Origin of the sequence: Chamaesiphon minutus PCC 6605 (genome assembly GCF_000317145.1) — a bacterium.
GTDB lineage: Bacteria > Cyanobacteriota > Cyanobacteriia > Cyanobacteriales > Chamaesiphonaceae > Chamaesiphon > Chamaesiphon minutus.
Genome location: NC_019697.1, coordinates 881,971 through 898,631, shown reverse-complemented (window position 1 = coordinate 898,631; position 16,661 = coordinate 881,971). Strand labels below are relative to the sequence as shown.

General features: G+C 48.5%; 10 protein-coding genes, 2 tRNA genes, 3 rRNA genes and 1 pseudogene. 9 read left to right on the top strand and 7 right to left on the bottom strand.

What is annotated here, in order from left to right:
- The first annotated feature begins 425 nt into the window (after window positions 1–425).
- From CHA6605_RS37025 to rrf, 7 genes and pseudogenes are all read left to right on the top strand, one after another.
- Window positions 426–1,134: pseudogene (locus CHA6605_RS37025) on the top strand (glutathione S-transferase family protein).
- Between the two features lie 47 nt (window positions 1,135–1,181).
- On the top strand, window positions 1,182–1,760 hold the full coding sequence (locus CHA6605_RS04055; RefSeq protein WP_015158272.1) for a 3'-5' exonuclease: 579 nt from the start codon (window positions 1,182–1,184) through the stop codon (window positions 1,758–1,760).
- Between the two features lie 486 nt (window positions 1,761–2,246).
- Window positions 2,247–3,733 (top strand): 16S ribosomal RNA (locus CHA6605_RS04045).
- A 123-nt stretch (window positions 3,734–3,856) separates the two neighbouring features.
- Window positions 3,857–3,930: transfer RNA gene (locus tag CHA6605_RS04040), tRNA-Ile, on the top strand.
- Between the two features lie 62 nt (window positions 3,931–3,992).
- Window positions 3,993–4,065, top strand: a tRNA-Ala gene (locus CHA6605_RS04035).
- 253 nt (window positions 4,066–4,318) lie between these two features.
- Window positions 4,319–7,209: ribosomal RNA gene (locus CHA6605_RS04030) — 23S ribosomal RNA — on the top strand.
- Between the two features lie 65 nt (window positions 7,210–7,274).
- Window positions 7,275–7,392: ribosomal RNA gene (rrf, locus tag CHA6605_RS04025) — 5S ribosomal RNA — on the top strand.
- Together the 16S, 23S and 5S rRNA genes with 2 tRNA genes alongside form the textbook arrangement of a ribosomal RNA operon.
- A gap of 212 nt (window positions 7,393–7,604) precedes the next feature.
- Here rrf and CHA6605_RS04020 read toward each other — a convergent pair.
- Together CHA6605_RS04020 and CHA6605_RS04015 are read right to left on the bottom strand one after the other, a co-directional pair.
- Complete coding sequence (locus tag CHA6605_RS04020) at window positions 7,605–8,447, bottom strand: hypothetical protein (RefSeq protein ID WP_015158271.1); 843 nt, start codon at window positions 8,445–8,447, stop codon at window positions 7,605–7,607.
- A 30-nt stretch (window positions 8,448–8,477) separates the two neighbouring features.
- Entirely contained in the window at window positions 8,478–9,131 is a 654-nt protein-coding gene (locus tag CHA6605_RS04015; RefSeq protein WP_015158270.1) for a hypothetical protein, read from the bottom strand.
- 149 nt (window positions 9,132–9,280) lie between these two features.
- Between CHA6605_RS04015 and sixA the strand changes: the two genes are divergently transcribed.
- Window positions 9,281–9,802 carry a phosphohistidine phosphatase SixA gene (gene sixA / locus CHA6605_RS04010; protein WP_015158269.1) on the top strand — a complete coding sequence of 174 codons (522 nt, stop codon included), beginning with the start codon at window positions 9,281–9,283 and terminating at the stop codon, window positions 9,800–9,802.
- 129 nt (window positions 9,803–9,931) lie between these two features.
- On the opposite strand, the gene CHA6605_RS04005 is transcribed toward sixA, so the two are convergent.
- Window positions 9,932–11,509, bottom strand: a complete 1,578-nt coding sequence (locus tag CHA6605_RS04005; protein WP_015158268.1) for an iron uptake porin — start codon at window positions 11,507–11,509, stop codon at window positions 9,932–9,934.
- A gap of 361 nt (window positions 11,510–11,870) precedes the next feature.
- On the opposite strand from CHA6605_RS04005, the gene CHA6605_RS33605 reads away from it, so the two are divergent.
- Window positions 11,871–12,029, top strand: a complete 159-nt coding sequence (locus tag CHA6605_RS33605) for a hypothetical protein (RefSeq protein WP_157259778.1) — start codon at window positions 11,871–11,873, stop codon at window positions 12,027–12,029.
- Between the two features lie 72 nt (window positions 12,030–12,101).
- On the opposite strand, the gene CHA6605_RS04000 is transcribed toward CHA6605_RS33605, so the two are convergent.
- The 4 genes from CHA6605_RS04000 to CHA6605_RS03985 all read right to left on the bottom strand — a co-directional run bounded on the left by CHA6605_RS04000 (window position 12,102) and on the right by CHA6605_RS03985 (window position 16,507).
- Window positions 12,102–13,076, bottom strand: coding sequence for an NAD(P)-dependent alcohol dehydrogenase (locus tag CHA6605_RS04000; protein WP_015158267.1), 975 nt, complete (start codon window positions 13,074–13,076; stop codon window positions 12,102–12,104).
- A gap of 323 nt (window positions 13,077–13,399) precedes the next feature.
- Window positions 13,400–15,022, bottom strand: a complete 1,623-nt coding sequence (locus CHA6605_RS03995) for a cyclic peptide export ABC transporter (RefSeq protein ID WP_015158266.1) — start codon at window positions 15,020–15,022, stop codon at window positions 13,400–13,402.
- 307 nt (window positions 15,023–15,329) lie between these two features.
- Window positions 15,330–15,815, bottom strand: a complete 486-nt coding sequence (locus CHA6605_RS03990) for an allophycocyanin subunit alpha-B (RefSeq protein ID WP_015158265.1) — start codon at window positions 15,813–15,815, stop codon at window positions 15,330–15,332.
- Window positions 15,816–16,009: 194 nt separating this feature from the next.
- The gene (locus tag CHA6605_RS03985; RefSeq protein ID WP_015158264.1) at window positions 16,010–16,507 is read right to left on the bottom strand and encodes a pentapeptide repeat-containing protein; all 498 of its coding nucleotides are present in this window, start codon (window positions 16,505–16,507) and stop codon (window positions 16,010–16,012) included.
- Window positions 16,508–16,661 lie beyond the last annotated feature (154 nt).

The following is a 16,661-nucleotide window of genomic DNA, read 5'->3' as shown; positions in this document are numbered from 1 at the left end:
AGAGGCTTCTCTTCGAGACGCTTTCCTTCGGAACGCTTCGCGAACGCGAACGCGAATGCCAACGAAGGGCGGGGTGGGTCGATCGACTCATTCTAATACTAAGATTTTAGATATAATCCTATCGGCGATCGTTCATCTGGGCGATCGCTTTCCAGATTGCCCAAAGTGCGCTAAAAATTGGGAGCAATAGTTACAGATTACGAGATCTAATTCGATGTGATACTCTATCCTTACTCGACATTCGCGAATAGCAAAAAGCAGGTAAATTCAACAAAACCCAAGTAAATCTTTGAGCCAGCATTTACCACTTATGGCTCTTTCAATCAAAGCATCAGCGCAAGGTTTAGAAATTGTAGATAAAGTCAGAAAACTCAAATTATATTTGAAAACCAATATAAGCAATCGATATTCCTCATCAAACTACCATGTATACCCTTTATATTACCAATAAAAACTACTCATCTTGGTCATTGCGTCCTTGGGTGCTAATGCAAGAAAAATCGATCGCCTTCACCGAACAACTCATCCCCTTTCCCAAAAAATTAAGCTGGGAAACCTTCCGCACCTTCGCCCCCAATGGCAAAGTCCCCTGTCTGCACCACAACGATCTCATCGTCTGGGACACCCTCGCCATTACCGAATATCTCGCCGAGCAACACAGCGGCATCTGGCCTACCCATCCCATTGCCCGCGCTTGGGCGAGATCCGCCGTCGCAGAGATGCACTCTGGCTTCAACGCCATCCGCCAACAATGCAGTATGAATTGCGGCATCCACATCCAACTCCATCAGATTAATCCAGAGTTACACCAAGACCTCGATCGCCTCAATGAACTCTGGCAACAAGGACTCGATTACCTCCGGTAGGCTTCGCCAAAGATTTGGCGGCCCTTTCCTCACTGGATCTGAATTTACCGCAGTCGATGCCTTCTTTTGTCCGATCGCTTTTCGCGCCCAAAGCTATAACCTACTCCTTCACAGCGTCTATATTCAGCAGTTCCTTTCTCTCAAATCCATGCAGCAATGGGAAGCTGCCGCCCTCCAAGAAACCTGGCGCGAACCCGAACACGAACGAGAAGCTTTAGCTGCTGGGGTAATGTTAGTAGATAAACGGGAAATACCCCACCACGCATAAACTACAGCCGTTTTGCGTTCGATTGATTAAACCGCACTCTCCATAACATGACCGAATTCAACTTCGACAAATACCAACATATATTAGTAGTCGATCTCGAAGCCACCTGCTGCGACCTTCAGAGTATCCCCCGCCACCAGATGGAAACCATCGAAATCGGTGCAGTCATGGTATCTACAGACAACCTCGCGATCGTCGATGAATTCCAAACCTTCATCAAACCCATCCGTCATCCCATCCTCACCGAATTTTGTCTGCAACTCACTTCCATTACCCAGCAGCAAGTTAACACCGCTCCCACCTTCCCCGACGCGATCGAACTCTGGCAACCCTGGCTATCCCAATTCGACAAAACCATCTTTGGCTCCTGGGGGGACTACGACCGCAAACAACTCCAGCAAGACAGTAAACACCATCGCATCGATCTCCCCTACCCAGTCTCCAGCCACCACATCAACCTCAAAGAACTATTTAGCACCGCCCAAGGTCTGAATAAACGCTATGGCATGGCGCAAGCCCTCAATTTAGTAAACATCGACCTCACAGGCACCCACCATCGCGGTATCGACGATGCCCGCAATATCAGCAAGCTCCTGCCTTTTATCTTAGGTCGGCAGAACATTTGAATAGCCTCATTCGTTTTCTCTACCCGATCGAACCCACCTAAAAACCGAGAAAATATTTTCTCGGTTTTTTAAAATCTCTTGTAAAGATTACATAGCAACACTTTCAGAGAACAAACAGTCGATCGAATTGAAGCGAATTCAAAAAATATTTAGACTAATTTGCAGAAAACAGGCGCAATAAACATCCGAAACCACTGCACAGCAACGACCGCAGCTAATTCCACCAAAGGTGTTGACATTGATAGGCAGTCGGGTTATATTAGTAAAGCGGTCGAGGGGAACAGCGACACGGAAACGGCGAGAGCCGCTCTGCGAGCCAATCTCGAAACCCTGAACCTAGACAATTATATAGTTTGAAAGCCTATTCAACCTCGTTAATTTCGTTAACACGATTATAACAGGTCTTTCTGGAAACGGAAAGGCCAGACGAGTAATAAGTCTTAAAAAGATTACAACCGAGCCGATCTTAGATGGCTCTCACATAATATTATGGAGAGTTTGATCCTGGCTCAGGATGAACGCTGGCGGTATGCCTAACACATGCAAGTCGAACGGTGTCTTCGGACATAGTGGCGGACGGGTGAGTAACGCGTGAGAATCTGCCTTCAGGACGGGGACAACAGTTGGAAACGACTGCTAATACCCGATGTGACGAAAGTTGAAAGATTTATCGCCTGAAGATGAGCTCGCGTCAGATTAGCTAGATGGTGTGGTAAAGGCGCACCATGGCGACGATCTGTAGCTGGTCTGAGAGGATGAGCAGCCACACTGGGACTGAGACACGGCCCAGACTCCTACGGGAGGCAGCAGTGGGGAATTTTCCGCAATGGGCGCAAGCCTGACGGAGCAATACCGCGTGAGGGAGGAAGGCTCTTGGGTCGTAAACCTCTTTTCTTAGGGAAGAACAAAATGACGGTACCTAAGGAATCAGCATCGGCTAACTCCGTGCCAGCAGCCGCGGTAATACGGAGGATGCAAGCGTTATCCGGAATGATTGGGCGTAAAGCGTCCGTAGGTGGTTTTGTAAGTCCGTGGTTAAAGCGCGAAGCTTAACTTCGTAAGGGCCATGGAAACTACAAGACTTGAGTAAAGTAGGGGTAGAGGGAATTCCCAGTGTAGCGGTGAAATGCGTAGAGATTGGGAAGAACACCGGTGGCGAAAGCGCTCTACTGGACTTAAACTGACACTGAGGGACGAAAGCTAGGGGAGCGAAAGGGATTAGATACCCCTGTAGTCCTAGCCGTAAACGATGGATACTAGGTGTTGCCCGTATCGACCCGGGCAGTGCCGTAGCTAACGCGTTAAGTATCCCGCCTGGGGAGTACGCACGCAAGTGTGAAACTCAAAGGAATTGACGGGGGCCCGCACAAGCGGTGGAGTATGTGGTTTAATTCGATGCAACGCGAAGAACCTTACCAGGGCTTGACATGTCTGGAATTTCTGCGAAAGTAGAAAGTGCCTTCGGGAACCAGAACACAGGTGGTGCATGGCTGTCGTCAGCTCGTGTCGTGAGATGTTGGGTTAAGTCCCGCAACGAGCGCAACCCTCGTTTTTAGTTGCCATCATTAAGTTGGGCACTCTAGAAAGACTGCCGGTGACAAACCGGAGGAAGGTGGGGATGACGTCAAGTCAGCATGCCCCTTACGCCCTGGGCTACACACGTACTACAATGCTATGGACAAAGAGCAGCCAACTGGCGACAGTGCGCTAATCTCATAAACCATGGCTCAGTTCAGATTGCAGGCTGCAACTCGCCTGCATGAAGGCGGAATCGCTAGTAATCGCAGGTCAGCATACTGCGGTGAATCCGTTCCCGGGCCTTGTACACACCGCCCGTCACACCATGGGAGTTGGTCACGCCCGAAGTCGTTACTCTAACCGCAAGGAAGAGGACGCCGAAGGTAGGGCTGATGACTGGGGTGAAGTCGTAACAAGGTAGCCGTACCGGAAGGTGTGGCTGGATCACCTCCTTTTAGGGAGACCTCACACTATCGATACCGAAACACAACGGATTAAGTACGATAGATGTCATCCCAAGGTCGAGCGTTTTTAGCGAGAGGGCTTTCAAACTTTATATTCTAGTTCAGCTAGCTCTTGGGCTATTAGCTCAGTTGGTTAGAGCGCACCCCTGATAAGGGTGAGGTCCCCAGTTCAAGTCCGGGATAGCCCACTTATCATCTAGCAGATAATTAAACACCAGACCTTAAGTGTGGGTATTAATTAAATGAACTAGGGGGTTTAGCTCAGTTGGTAGAGCGCCTGCTTTGCAAGCAGGATGTCAGCGGTTCGAGTCCGCTAACCTCCATCTGTTACAAGACAGAACGCCAGCTTATCTAGAATATATCTGCAAACATCGGAACTGATTTCAGCACCTACTAATCAAGAGTAGTCTGCTGGACTCACAAGTCCAGTTCGCACCTTGACAACTGCATAATAATCAACAGTCAGGTAGTCGTAATTAAACATTACAGACAATCCAAAACAAATCATAGAAACTTGTGACTTAAGTTTTAGGTAAGACTAATTTATTAGTCGAACTGAAGGCTGGTCAACAAAGTGGTCAAGCTACAAAGGGCTTACGGTGGATACCTAGGCATACAGAGGCGATGAAGGACGTAGTTACCGACGAAACGTCTCGGGGAGCTGGCAGCAGGCTTAGATCCGAGAATCTCCGAATGGGGCAACCCTAAATACTGCTACCTGAATCTATAGGGTAGAAAGAGCTAACCCAGCGAATTGAAACATCTTAGTAGCTGGAGGAAGAGAAAGCAAAAGCGATTCCCCAAGTAGCGGCGAGCGAAACGGGAACAGCCTAAACCAGAGTGCATGCACTCTGGGGTTGTGGGACAGTAACGTGTATCGACAAGATTAGACGAAGCACCCGAACAGTGCATCACAGAGGGTGATAATCCCGTAGTCAAAAATCGAAGCGAGCTAACTGAATCCCGAGTAGGCCGGAGCACGTGGAATTCCGGTTGAATCAGCGAGGACCATCTCGTAAGGCTAAATACTCCTGTATGACCGATAGTGAACCAGTACCGCGAGGGAAAGGTGAAAAGAACCCCGGAAGGGGAGTGAAATAGAACATGAAACCGTAAGCCTACAAGCAATGGGAGACCGATTTAACGGTTGACCGTGTGCCTGTTGAAGAATGAGCCGGCGACTTATAGGTACTGGCAGGTTAAAGTTTACAAACTGTAGCCAAAGCGAAAGCGAGTCTGAATAGGGCGTTAATTGTCAGTATTTATAGACCCGAACCCTGGTGATCTAACCATGGTCAGGATGAAGCTTGGGTAACACCAAGTGGAGGTCCGAACCGACTGATGTTGAAAAATCAGCGGATGAATTGTGGTTAGCGGTGAAATGCCAATCGAACTAGGAGCTAGCTGGTTCTCCCCGAAATATGTTGAGGCATAGCGGTAATGATTATAGTCTGGGGGTAAAGCACTATTTCGGTGCGGGCGGAGAAATCTGTACCAAATCGAGATAAACTCTGAATACCAGATGCACACATTGCCAGTCAGACGGTGGGGGATAAGCTTCATCGTCAAGAGGGAAACAGCCCAGACCATCAGCTAAGGTCCCCAAGTTATTGCTAAGTGATTAAGGAGGTGGGGTTGCACAGACAACCAGGAGGTTTGCCTAGAAGCAGCCACCCTTGAAAGAGTGCGTAATAGCTCACTGGTCAAGCGATCCTGCGCCGAAAATGAACGGGGCTAAGCAATACACCGAAGCTATGGACTTGTATTTATACAAGTGGTAGGGGAGCGTTCCATGTTAGGTTGAAGCCGTAGCGGCAAGCAGCGGTGGACGAAATGGAAGTGAGAATGTCGGCTTGAGTAGCGCAAATGTGAGTGAGAATCTCACAGCCCGAAATCCTCAGGATTCCTTCGGCAGGCTCGTCCGCGAAGGGTTAGTCGGGACCTAAGGCGAGGCCGAAAGGCGTAGTCGATGGACAACGGTTTAATATTACCGTACCGTTAATTGTTGGTACAGAGGGACGGAGAAGGTCGTCACCAGCCAGAGATTGGTTGTTCTGGTGCAACTGTTCGAGGTGTTGAGAGTCGGTGAAAACGACTCGAGCTAAGACAGGAGTCCGGCGAGCTACGGCTCGTTAGTGGTCGAGATCCCGCTTCCAAGAAAAGCTCTAACTACCATAAGCAATTAACGCCCGTACCGGAAACCGACACAGGTGGGATGGTTGAGAATACCAAGGGCCGCGAGATAACTCTCTCTAAGGAACTCGGCAAAATAGCCCCGTAACTTCGGGAGAAGGGGTGCCCATAGCAATATGGGTCGCAGTGAAGAGTCCCAGGCGACTGTTTACCAAAAACACAGGTCTCCGCTAACTCGTAAGAGGAAATATGGGGGCTGACGCCTGCCCAGTGCCGGAAGGTTAAGGAAGTCGGTCAGAAAGCAATTTTGAAGCTGGCGACTGAAGCCCCGGTGAACGGCGGCCGTAACTATAACGGTCCTAAGGTAGCGAAATTCCTTGTCAGGTAAGTTCTGACCCGCACGAAAGGCGTAACGATCTGGGAGCTGTCTCGGAGAGAGACTCGGCGAAATAGGATTGTCTGTGAAGATACGGACTGCCTGCACCTGGACAGAAAGACCCTATGAAGCTTTACTATAGCCTGGCATTGTGTTCGGGCTTCGCTTGCGCAGGATAGGTGGGAGACGTTGAAGCAGTCCTTGTGGGGATTGTGGAGTCATCAGTGAGATACCACTCTGGCGAGGCTAGAATTCTAACGGTTGCCCGTTACCCGGGAACCGGACAGTTTCAGGTGGGTAGTTTGACTGGGGCGGTCGCCTCCTAAATTGTAACGGAGGCGCGCAAAGGTTCTCTTAGATTGGTTGGAAATCAATCGTTAAGTGTAAAGGCAGAAGAGAGCTTGACTGCAACACCAACAAGTGGAGCAGGTACGAAAGTAGGCCTTAGTGATCCGACGGTACTGAATGGAAGGGCCGTCGCTCAACGGATAAAAGTTACTCTAGGGATAACAGGCTGATCTCCCCCAAGAGTTCACATCGACGGGGAGGTTTGGCACCTCGATGTCGGCTCGTCGCAACCTGGGGCGGAAGTACGTCCCAAGGGTTGGGCTGTTCGCCCATTAAAGCGGTACGTGAGCTGGGTTCAGAACGTCGTGAGACAGTTCGGTCCATATCCGGTGCAGGCGCAAGAGTATTGAGAGGATTCCTCCTTAGTACGAGAGGACCGGGAGGAACGCACCGCTGGTGTACCTGTTATCGTGCCAACGGTAAACGCAGGGTAGCTATGTGCGGAGTGGATAACCGCTGAAAGCATCTAAGTGGGAAGCCCACCTCAAGATGAGTACTCTCACTACATAAGTAGGTAAGGTCACGGGCAGAACACCCGTTAATAGGCTCTAGATGGAAGTCCAGTAATGGATGCAGTCGAGGAGTACTAACAGACCGAGGGCTTGACCTCTAACGCTATGATTTGAATCTGTTGATGATTATGCAGTCTTCAAGGTGTGCAGCAATGTACACCTGCTTGGTGTCTATGGCCGAGTGGAACCACACCGATCCCTTCCCGAACTCGGAGGTGAAACGCTCGCGCGGCCACGATAGTTGGGGGGTTGCCCCCCGCAAAAATAGCTCGATGCCAAGCTTAATACTCAACTCAGATGCTCTAGTAGTAATACTAGGGCTTCTTTGTGTTTTGATTTTCCCGCCCATCATTCTACCAGGAAAGTGAGTTTGCTGGATTTCACCTTAAGTTTAGAGCGATATTGAAAGATTGAAAGTTTGAAGCCGATTTGCCTCAATTCAAATCCCAGTAACGTCCCTTAGAAGATATCTGGCTGGCTAACATTATCAAATCTAGGGCATCCACTCGACGCCGATACCGACGCGGCTATCGTAGTTTTCCCGAGCATTTTGCTGTTGGATATCGGTGGAGATCCGGAGATTGTTGGTAATGGCATAGCCGACAGAGAAAGTTGTCAAACCTGTTTCGGTATCGCTACCCAAACCAACCCAACTTTGACTCAGCGCGATATCGGCACCGCCCCCGCGCGAGGGTACGAGCATCAGTTTGAGTCCCAGATTTAAACCGTCGCGGTTATATTTATCTGTTTGGAGACGGCGAAATCCGACTAGTGGGGTGATATTGATATATCCACCTAGCGGTAAGAGATAGTATTGAGCGTCTATGCCGTAAGCACTGCGGCTACCTCCAGAATTATAATTGGCACTGGCTGAAAGTCCGCTGCGTCCGAAGAAAACGTCATCTACAGCCAGATGAACGCCGCCAGTTTGTGCTGTGGAGGGATACTGAGAGTAGCCGAGTTTGAAGCGTGTCCGAAAGCTGGGGTCGTTTCTAATGTCGTCTGCGACATCGGGAATGCCCTTGAGCCATTTTTGCAGGACGGGGCTACTATTGAGAATTTCGGGGCTGATGTCGATAGTATTATTTTCGGGCGCTGGCTGTTGCGCGATCGAATTGACTGTTTGCCGAGCGGGTGTAACTACACGCTGGCGATCGACACTAGCTGGAGTGGCGACACTGGGGAGGCTTTGTCCCCAGCATCCCATCCAGACGATTGCCGTACTAGCTAAGAGGCGATACCAGCGCACTGGGCTACAACTGTGATTATTTCGATTTAGCAATTTATTTAGTAGAGATCGCCTTACGGCGCGCTCGCGATCGCTCGATACTGTCATATTCTAGCATTGGCGCGAATATTTATAGATTTACTCTTCCCCTCGATCGGGGATCGTGTCGATATGCCCTGGTAATAGCGGTGTTACCAAGGAATTCGCCCTAAAATCATCAGATGACGAACGATTTTGTCGCTCGCCGAGCCGTTGAAATTTGGAGACGATCGATCCTCGGACTTGATAGCAATAAGCGGCAATGATAAACCACGCGCCAAACCAAGATTTGGCTTCAAAGCCATAGCCGTCGAGATTGCACAGCAACGTTTGGCCGATCGATCCCCAGGCGGGATTGCCGCAGACCCCCAAACTATGAGTAAATAATCCCACTAGTCCAAATGATGCCGCGATCGTCAAGGTTGCATAAACTCCCGCCCACAGTGCGGCTGCTCTGGGGTACCAGGTAACTGGTTTGTGCTGCCAGATAAACCAGCCCCAGTGGAATAAAAAGGCAAAAAACAAACTCGGTATGACTAAGTTAATCGCCATCGTAAATACACCGATAAGATATTGATGCTCTTCGACGATCGCATTGGCCGAAAAGTGCCAACTAGCTCCCAAAAAATTCGCAACAGGCAATCCAAACGGCAATAATACTAGCGTCTGAAGCCAAGCTTTGCGCTTGGGTAAAACCGCTTCCCAATGAGCCAACCGTTTACGTCCAAATTCTTCTACATTCGCTCTTGTCATAACCACTGCACCTTCGCTTCGATCCAGATATTTATCATCTATTTTTAGAATTCCCCATCGATACCGTTGTCTATCAATGAGCAATAATTAGTTACCCGTTAGTTATTTTCCGATCGATTGTTAACAAGTATCAAATCATTAACAAAACTATGTACTTATACTTAATTCGTCATGGCATTGCTGTAGATTTAGATCCCCTCACTGTCGATGCGATTGCTAGTGATGAGTTGAGATCGCTTACTAAAGCAGGACGCAAAAAAGTCGCACAAGTTGCCGATCGATTGGCTGAATTAGAGCTAAGATTCGATCTGATTATTACTAGTCCGCTAGTCCGCGCTAGGCAAACTGCGGACATCTTGCTCGATAAGCAGCTCAGTCCTACTTTAGAAGTATCCGATCGATTGAAACCAGCGGGGACAATCGAGTCTTGGTTGATGGAGTGGTCAGCCAGATCTCACGATATTAGTACTATTTCGACTGTAGCTTTAGTCGGACACGAACCTAATTTGAGTGAATGGGCTGAGCTATTTTTATTTGGGCGAAGTGAAGGTAAAATAATTCTTAAAAAAAGTGGAATTATCGGCTTAAAGTTTACAGATAATTTTAAGGTTGGCGCGGCGCAGCTTGGCTGTTTGATTCCGCCTAAATACTTGTTAGGGAGTAGAAGTTAGCGCACATTGCCATCCGATTTTGGATTGCGGATTAAAGTCGAAAAAGTAGCCAGAAGTGAGCTTTCACTTCTGGCTAGACTAGGTTAGTCGAGCGATTCGCTCGACTAATTATTTAATTACGCGAGATCCTTAGAAGAGGAAAGTAGTTCTCACTACACCGATTAACGCACTGTTATTGGTAACTTGGTCGGGGGAAGTGAGATAGATCAAACCAGGAGTAATCGAGAGATTATCGCTGAGTTTGTACTTGTAGAAACCTTCAAAGTGGAACGGAGTGCTGCCAACACCACCAACATAAGGTTCCGCACCTACAAATATACCAGCGAGGCTGCCTCGGCCATCAACATCAGGGAAAGATATGCCTGCACCATAGCTCCAGATATTGTCAGTAACACCGCCCCTGCGCGCATTGGTGGTCATCGCAAAACCATTGAAGGCTAGTTTATCGCTGGCTTTGTAGGCCAATGCCAAACCGAAGGAATCAGCCGTGGTGCGACCGCCTGGGCTAGTCAGAGCAAGATTATTAGCTAGAGGAGTACCCACAACTACACCAGTACCATTGAAGATACTGCCATTATGGGAGCTATTGATATAGGTGAGACCGCCTTCTAATTGAGGGCTGAGTTTGAAGTTAAGTTGACCGAAGAGGGAATTATCGGTACCAAATAAACCGCCTGTAACAGGAGGGGTGTTTGTAGGGTTATTGGCACCAAATGCAAAGTAGCCGAGGGAGACAGAAGTCAGACCAGTTTCAGCGATCGGAATATTCGTACCAACGCCGCTACCGCCACCAATTTTGTAGATGGGACTAGATTCTGCAAAGGCCGAGATTGCGCCGCTAGCACCACTGAAATCATCAAAGTTAGATCCATAGGTGGGAGCATAGTCAGCTTGCAGAGCGTTAAATGCTGCTACGTAGACATTGGTATTAGCAACGGGGAACTGATACGCTAACCAGTCAACACTGACACTATTGGTGCCACCAGTTTCGATGACTTGACCGCCGACAGTGCTTGGGCTTCTGAATGTACCACCGAGGGATGGTTGGTTACCAGTTGCAAGACGAGTCCAGAGGATATCTTTACCTGTGAAGCTACTTTGGAATAGTAACCGGACACGATCGGCGAAGATAATATTACTATTGTCGCCACCACTAATCACACTAGCGACGTTAAAGACTGCTTCACCTTTAAGTTTGGTAGTGGTCGAGAACTGGTTGGCTTGGAGTTGAGCGACTTTTTTGTCTGTATTGACTAGGCGACTGTCAATTTCAGCTAGTTGAGCGCGATACTCTTGAGTCAATCTCTGGATGACTTCGAGGTCTTCGCGGGTGACACTAGCAGGCTGTTGAGCCAACATGGGTTCGACTTTGCTCAGACAAACATTCAAACCGCGTGCAAATTCAATTTGCGATACGGGTTTGTTGTTGAGGTTAGGCTCGCAACCATATTTGGTAGCGATACCTTGGAGAGCTTGATAGGATGAGTCAGTAGGTTTGACGATTTCACTAACTACCTCATCAGGACTTTCGGCTGGCTCGGTGGCGGCAATTGAAACAGGTGTAGCACCACTGGCTTTATTTAAGATTAAGTCACTAGCATTGCCAGTAGCTGTTTTGGGTGCGGCGATTACTCCAGTGGATAATAGCAACGAGATGCCTAACACTACAGGGCTAATTAATACAGATTTCCAAAATGCTGATGACATTCGGGTAGTTCTCCTCACGTTTAGATAGTTTAAATTGACATAGATTTAGGCGGGAGTGGGTTAGCGCGACCGAGCGGATGGTATCGATTGATACCGCTATGCTGAATCGACTAGTGCTAAGCCCAACTCAACGCTCTCAAGTATCACTAGAGACCTAGTGTAATCGTCCGATCGGGTTAGATACCGTTGCTCACGATACCGTTAGCGGACTTAATCTGTTGTTAAGATGACCTTAATTATAGGGGGTAACGATTCGGCTCGAAGCATAATTATCTGCATTCAAGTAAAAATTAAGTATCGAGATCTAACCAAATAGTGACGATCGATACAACTAGTACGGTAGTGTAACGAGGCTCCCTCGGTGTGGTTTTTAGCGATCGACAGCGATTGCGGGCAACCTTCAGCCGCTCGTAGGTATAACGTACCCGAAATAGGATCGAGATCTATATCACTTACTAGTTACATCCTCAATCACGATCGGATCGATTTGGGCGATCGACTGGGCATTCTCAATTTATGACGAATTTCGACGATCGTGAAATCGTTCTTCAAAATTACGATCGTGTAGTCTGTCTGTTACGCGAACGGAGATTTACAATGCCAACGTGACGACTACATTTCCCTTCTTATGCCCAGTATCTACATAGCGGTGAGCTTCTGCGATGAGATCGAATGGATAGCGACGATCGATAAATGGTTTGAATTCCCCCGCTTGGGCTAATTTGGCGAGGAACTGTAAATCCTCCACTCGCTCGGCGGCTGGCCCGGCGATCGCTTTCTTGTTGCCAGTCATCGATACCAATGGTGCGCCCAGTATGTCTGGCAATCCAGCTAAAATTTGTAACAATCGACCACCCGATCCGAGCGAATTTTTGACACGGGAGAAGGGAGCCGTACCGACCGAATCGGCGATGATGTCGTAGGTTTGGCCATTGGCAGTAAAATCTTCTTTAGTGTAATCGATCGCGCGATCGGCACCTAGAGACTTTACCAGTTCTATATTTGCGCCACTGCATACCCCCGTCACATCTGCGCCGAAGTGTTTGGCAAGCTGTACCAGTGCTGTCCCAACACAGCCAGAGGCACCATTGATGAGTACTTTTTCCCCACTCTGAAGATTGCCTCGACGGAGGAAATCCAATGCTGTCGTTCCGCCAAAAGAAATGGCGGCGGCTTCCTCATCACTGAGATTGTCCGGCTTGAGTACCACCATCCCGTCTTCGGACAGACACTTATATTCGGCATGACAACCCATGCCAAGACTACTAAAAGCAAAAACTCGATCGCCTACTTTAAACTTACTGACATTTTTGCCGATCGATTCTACTTCTCCCGCCAGTTCTGTGCCTAAAATCGGCTGTCGCGGTTTCCTGATGCCAAATACCAACCGCGACATCAACCCAAAGCCGAAAGGCATCTTGAGGCTACGCACTCGCCAGTCGCCCGATGTTACTGTGGTCGCATGTATTTTGATGAGGACTTCATTATCCTTGGGAGTGGGTTTGGGTACCTCGATGATTTGCAACACATCTGGCGCACCGTATTTGGTGTAAACAACCGCTTTCATAAGTTTTCTCCCACAAGATGAGTCTTCTATATTTTAGATAAATACTTTGTCGATTGTGTAGTTGCCAATTAAGAACGCGTTCCAATACAGTTCAGTCAGCGGTTAAAACCGCCGCTATCGATCGAAGCCCGCCTTCTCTACGAGACGCTACGCGAACGCGGACTAAAACTAGAGTAGATCGAAGCTTAACCGAACCGTATTGGAACGCGATCGACCAAAGTTTAATCGAGGCGAAGGAGTTACGCGAATCGCTTTACCCTTTACCCCGCTTCACTAGGGATTTTCGATCTGGTGCAAGATGTGAGTATGAGATCGGGAATACATCACTCCCTGACAATTTTTCCATAATCCAGCTTAAGTAATCGATCGGCTAGATGGAAGTAGCGATCGTCATGGCTGATGACGAGGATGGCTTTGCCGCGTTGTTTGAGTTCGGGGAGAAGTTGTTGGTAAAAGATTTCTCTAAAGAAGGGATCTTGGTCTGCTGCCCATTCATCGAATAAATAGATGGGGCGGTCTTCGAGGTATGCTGTCAGTAGTGCTAGGCGTTTGCGCTGGCCTTGGGAGAGGGCGGTGGTGGAGAGTTTGCCATTTTCGATCGCGACTTTGTGGGTGAGTTGGAGTTTTTCGAGATACATTTTGGCTTGGGCATCGCCGTCGTCTAGCTGCAAGCCGACAAAACGATCGAACAGATAGAAGTCGGCAAATACTGTCGAAAATAGCTGACGATATAATTCGCGATGGAGATCGTCAACGACAGTCCCATCTAGGCGGACTTCGCCACTGTCGGGGGCATATAAACCCGTGATGAGCTTGGCTAAGGTAGATTTACCGCTGCCGTTACCACCGACGATAAAGATTAGTTCGCCAGGTTCGATCGTCAGATCGATCGGCCCTAATGTAAAAGTTTTTTCTTCGCCAGCTAGCTGGTAAATATGCGTAGCTTGCCGGATCTCAATTTGTTTGAATCGAGCGGAGCTAGTTGTGGTGCGTGCTTGCATCTCAGCGCGACTGGCTAGAGATAGCCCCAAGGTATCGATTTTTCGCAGAGCGACACCTGCTTGACTGAGGTTAGGCAAGATTGCTAAAGTGTTGCCGATCGGGCGCATCAGATAGGAAATCGTCAGCACGTATCCCGATAGCAGTTCGGATGAAACTGTCTGAACGTGGGGCAAGCCGTAGACTAATAATCCTAAGAGGATGAAAAATGATAACTCCCCAATCCCGCCAGACAAAGAGATCGCCCGTTGCGAGCCAATCCGATAATTACGCAAGTTGGCAGCAGTGGTTTGTAAGTCTTCTTGGAGGAACTCTTCGCGGCGTTGGGAGTGGAGTTTGAGTTCTTTGATGCCATCGGTGATTGCCTGAAAGTGCTTCATCAAGGCATCATTTTCTTCTCGTGCTTCTGTGAACAAACGCACGGCTTGGTTGATGAGCAGTTGCACTAGCGCGATCGATAGTGCCATAAATGTCAATGTTCCTAGTAGTACCCCAATCGACAGCCAGCCCAGATAAGCAAAGGATGCTACCACGATCGCCGCATTGACGCAGAGGGTGGGGACGCTAAAGACAGCACTAGAAATCGATTGAATATCTTCTGTCAGAGTTGTCAACAGGCGATTCGTGCCTAGTTCTTCCAAATGTTGCAGGGGCGATGCCAAAATCCAACCGCTAATCCGCAGGCGCAGTTTGTAAATGGCATCTTGCGCTAATTGGACGAGCAAGAACTGGGAAATCAAGTTGGTAACTAAAACTACTGTTACCAGTCCTAAGAAGCCCCACAGTAGCTCTGGAGGTGCTTGGGGATGCTGTGGGGTAATCTGACTTATCGATCGATTGATGAGCGCGATCGCCGCAGCACTACCCATGCCGCTAATCGAACCTGTAATAGCCGCAGCCACCACGCTCTTCCAAGCAGCTTTGAGCAGAAACTCAATTAGATTCATAGGTTGGGAGTTGGGAGTTAGGATCGATGTGCGCTCTTCTGGTTTCTAGACGGGTTAGCACATCAGCGACGCACATAACCTGGAGGGAACCTCCAGGTTATGTGCGTCAAGACAAGACAGCGGGGAGTTGGCAATTCTTAAACCAGAAGTATTGAGTCGGCGACTAGATCGCCGTGAGACTCTAATCATTTTAAACGCCTTTTCGATCGGGTTATAAGACAAAGCGATCGGCTGCATCAAAAACAACCCCCAGCAGTGCTGAGGGTTGTTTCGATATGCTGGCGATCCATTAATCGTAAATGGCGATCTAGGACATTTCCTGAATAATGTAGTCAAAATAGGGAGCTGCGGCTGCGGCATCGTCCTGAGTCAGGAAGCTCAAAGCTGCTTCCTTGAGAGCGGCGATCGAATCAGCCATCCCTGCAACGGGAACGCCTAGCGAGTTGTACATATCCCGCACGCCAATCAAGCCAATTTGCTCGATCGGTCCTTTATCGCCAGCGAGTACTCCGTATGTAACTAGACGTAGATACCAACCGTAGTCTCTGATGCACTGAGCGCGTTGTTTTTGTCCAGAAGCATTACCACCAGGTGCAATATATTCAGGGTGTAGCTTCCACAACTGTTTGCTAGCTCGATCGACAATTTTCTTTTCAGATTCTGCTAAAATGCTGACGATCCGAATCCGCTGTTCGCCAGTTTGCAAAAATGATTGAATACTTTTGAGTTCTCCAGTACTGGGGTACCGAAGATCGTCGTCTGCTCTCAGAATAACTTGACTAACTACACTCATATTAATGGGGATCTATTTTTAGATATCTTCTATTAGAGTAGTTTAGCTACTCTCGGTGCCACAAGTGAAGAGATATGTCTGGGGATATGAGGATCTTTGGCAAATCTTTACAATTACCCATCAAGATTTAAGGATTGGCAGGATTATGTGGTCGGTACTATCTGCCCACTATCCACTATCCACTATCCACTAACTTACCGACATCCCAAACTATCTCTCGTCGAGACTCCAGTCACGGGGTTGATGCCATCAGCACGATCGCATAGCAGTTTAGCTTGCGCTCGATCGATCAGAGCGTCGGTAAAATCAGCTCCAGTAATTTTGGCTCCATAAAACCGCGATCGAGTTAGGGTGGCTTCAGTTAAAATGGCATTGGTCAAATCGGCTTCGTCGAAGGTGGCTCGATCGGCCAATGCGCCAGTGAGATTGGCTCCTGATAAGTTTGTCTTCAAGAGTACCGCCATCGTCAACATGGCGTTGGTTAAATTAGCACCGCTCATATTGACGCCACGCAGTTCCGAAGAGACGAATACGCCACCAGTGAGATCCTGTCCGCCAAAGTCGCGATCGGTCAAATTAATTCGACTAAAATTGGTCTGACTGCTTACTGCTAGGGTAACATCGTTAATGCCCACTATTACCCACATCAGCACAACGATCGTCAGCCGAGTCAACCATTTACGAACAAACATCGATACGGACTCCAAACTCGCCATTATTTTTAGATTGAATACCTACATGTAGATATTGTAGGGGATAGGGGATAGGGGTTAGGGGATAGGGGATAGGGGTTAGGGGATAGGGGATAGGGGATAGGGGATAGGGGATAGGGGTTAGGGGATAGGG

Excerpts from the sequence above, each read along its gene's own strand:
- CHA6605_RS03995 (WP_015158266.1), bottom strand. The coding sequence starts at position 15,022 with ATGAATCTAATTGAGTTTCTGCTCAAAGCTGCTTGGAAGAGCGTGGTG.
- CHA6605_RS04005 (WP_015158268.1), bottom strand. The coding sequence starts at position 11,509 with ATGTCATCAGCATTTTGGAAATCTGTATTAATTAGCCCTGTAGTGTTA.
- CHA6605_RS04000 (WP_015158267.1), bottom strand. The coding sequence starts at position 13,076 with ATGAAAGCGGTTGTTTACACCAAATACGGTGCGCCAGATGTGTTGCAA.
- CHA6605_RS04055 (WP_015158272.1), top strand. The coding sequence starts at position 1,182 with ATGACCGAATTCAACTTCGACAAATACCAACATATATTAGTAGTCGAT.
- sixA (WP_015158269.1), top strand. The coding sequence starts at position 9,281 with ATGTACTTATACTTAATTCGTCATGGCATTGCTGTAGATTTAGATCCC.
- CHA6605_RS04020 (WP_015158271.1), bottom strand. The coding sequence starts at position 8,447 with ATGACAGTATCGAGCGATCGCGAGCGCGCCGTAAGGCGATCTCTACTA.
- CHA6605_RS04015 (WP_015158270.1), bottom strand. The coding sequence starts at position 9,131 with ATGACAAGAGCGAATGTAGAAGAATTTGGACGTAAACGGTTGGCTCAT.
- CHA6605_RS03990 (WP_015158265.1), bottom strand. The coding sequence starts at position 15,815 with ATGAGTGTAGTTAGTCAAGTTATTCTGAGAGCAGACGACGATCTTCGG.
- CHA6605_RS03985 (WP_015158264.1), bottom strand. The coding sequence starts at position 16,507 with ATGTTTGTTCGTAAATGGTTGACTCGGCTGACGATCGTTGTGCTGATG.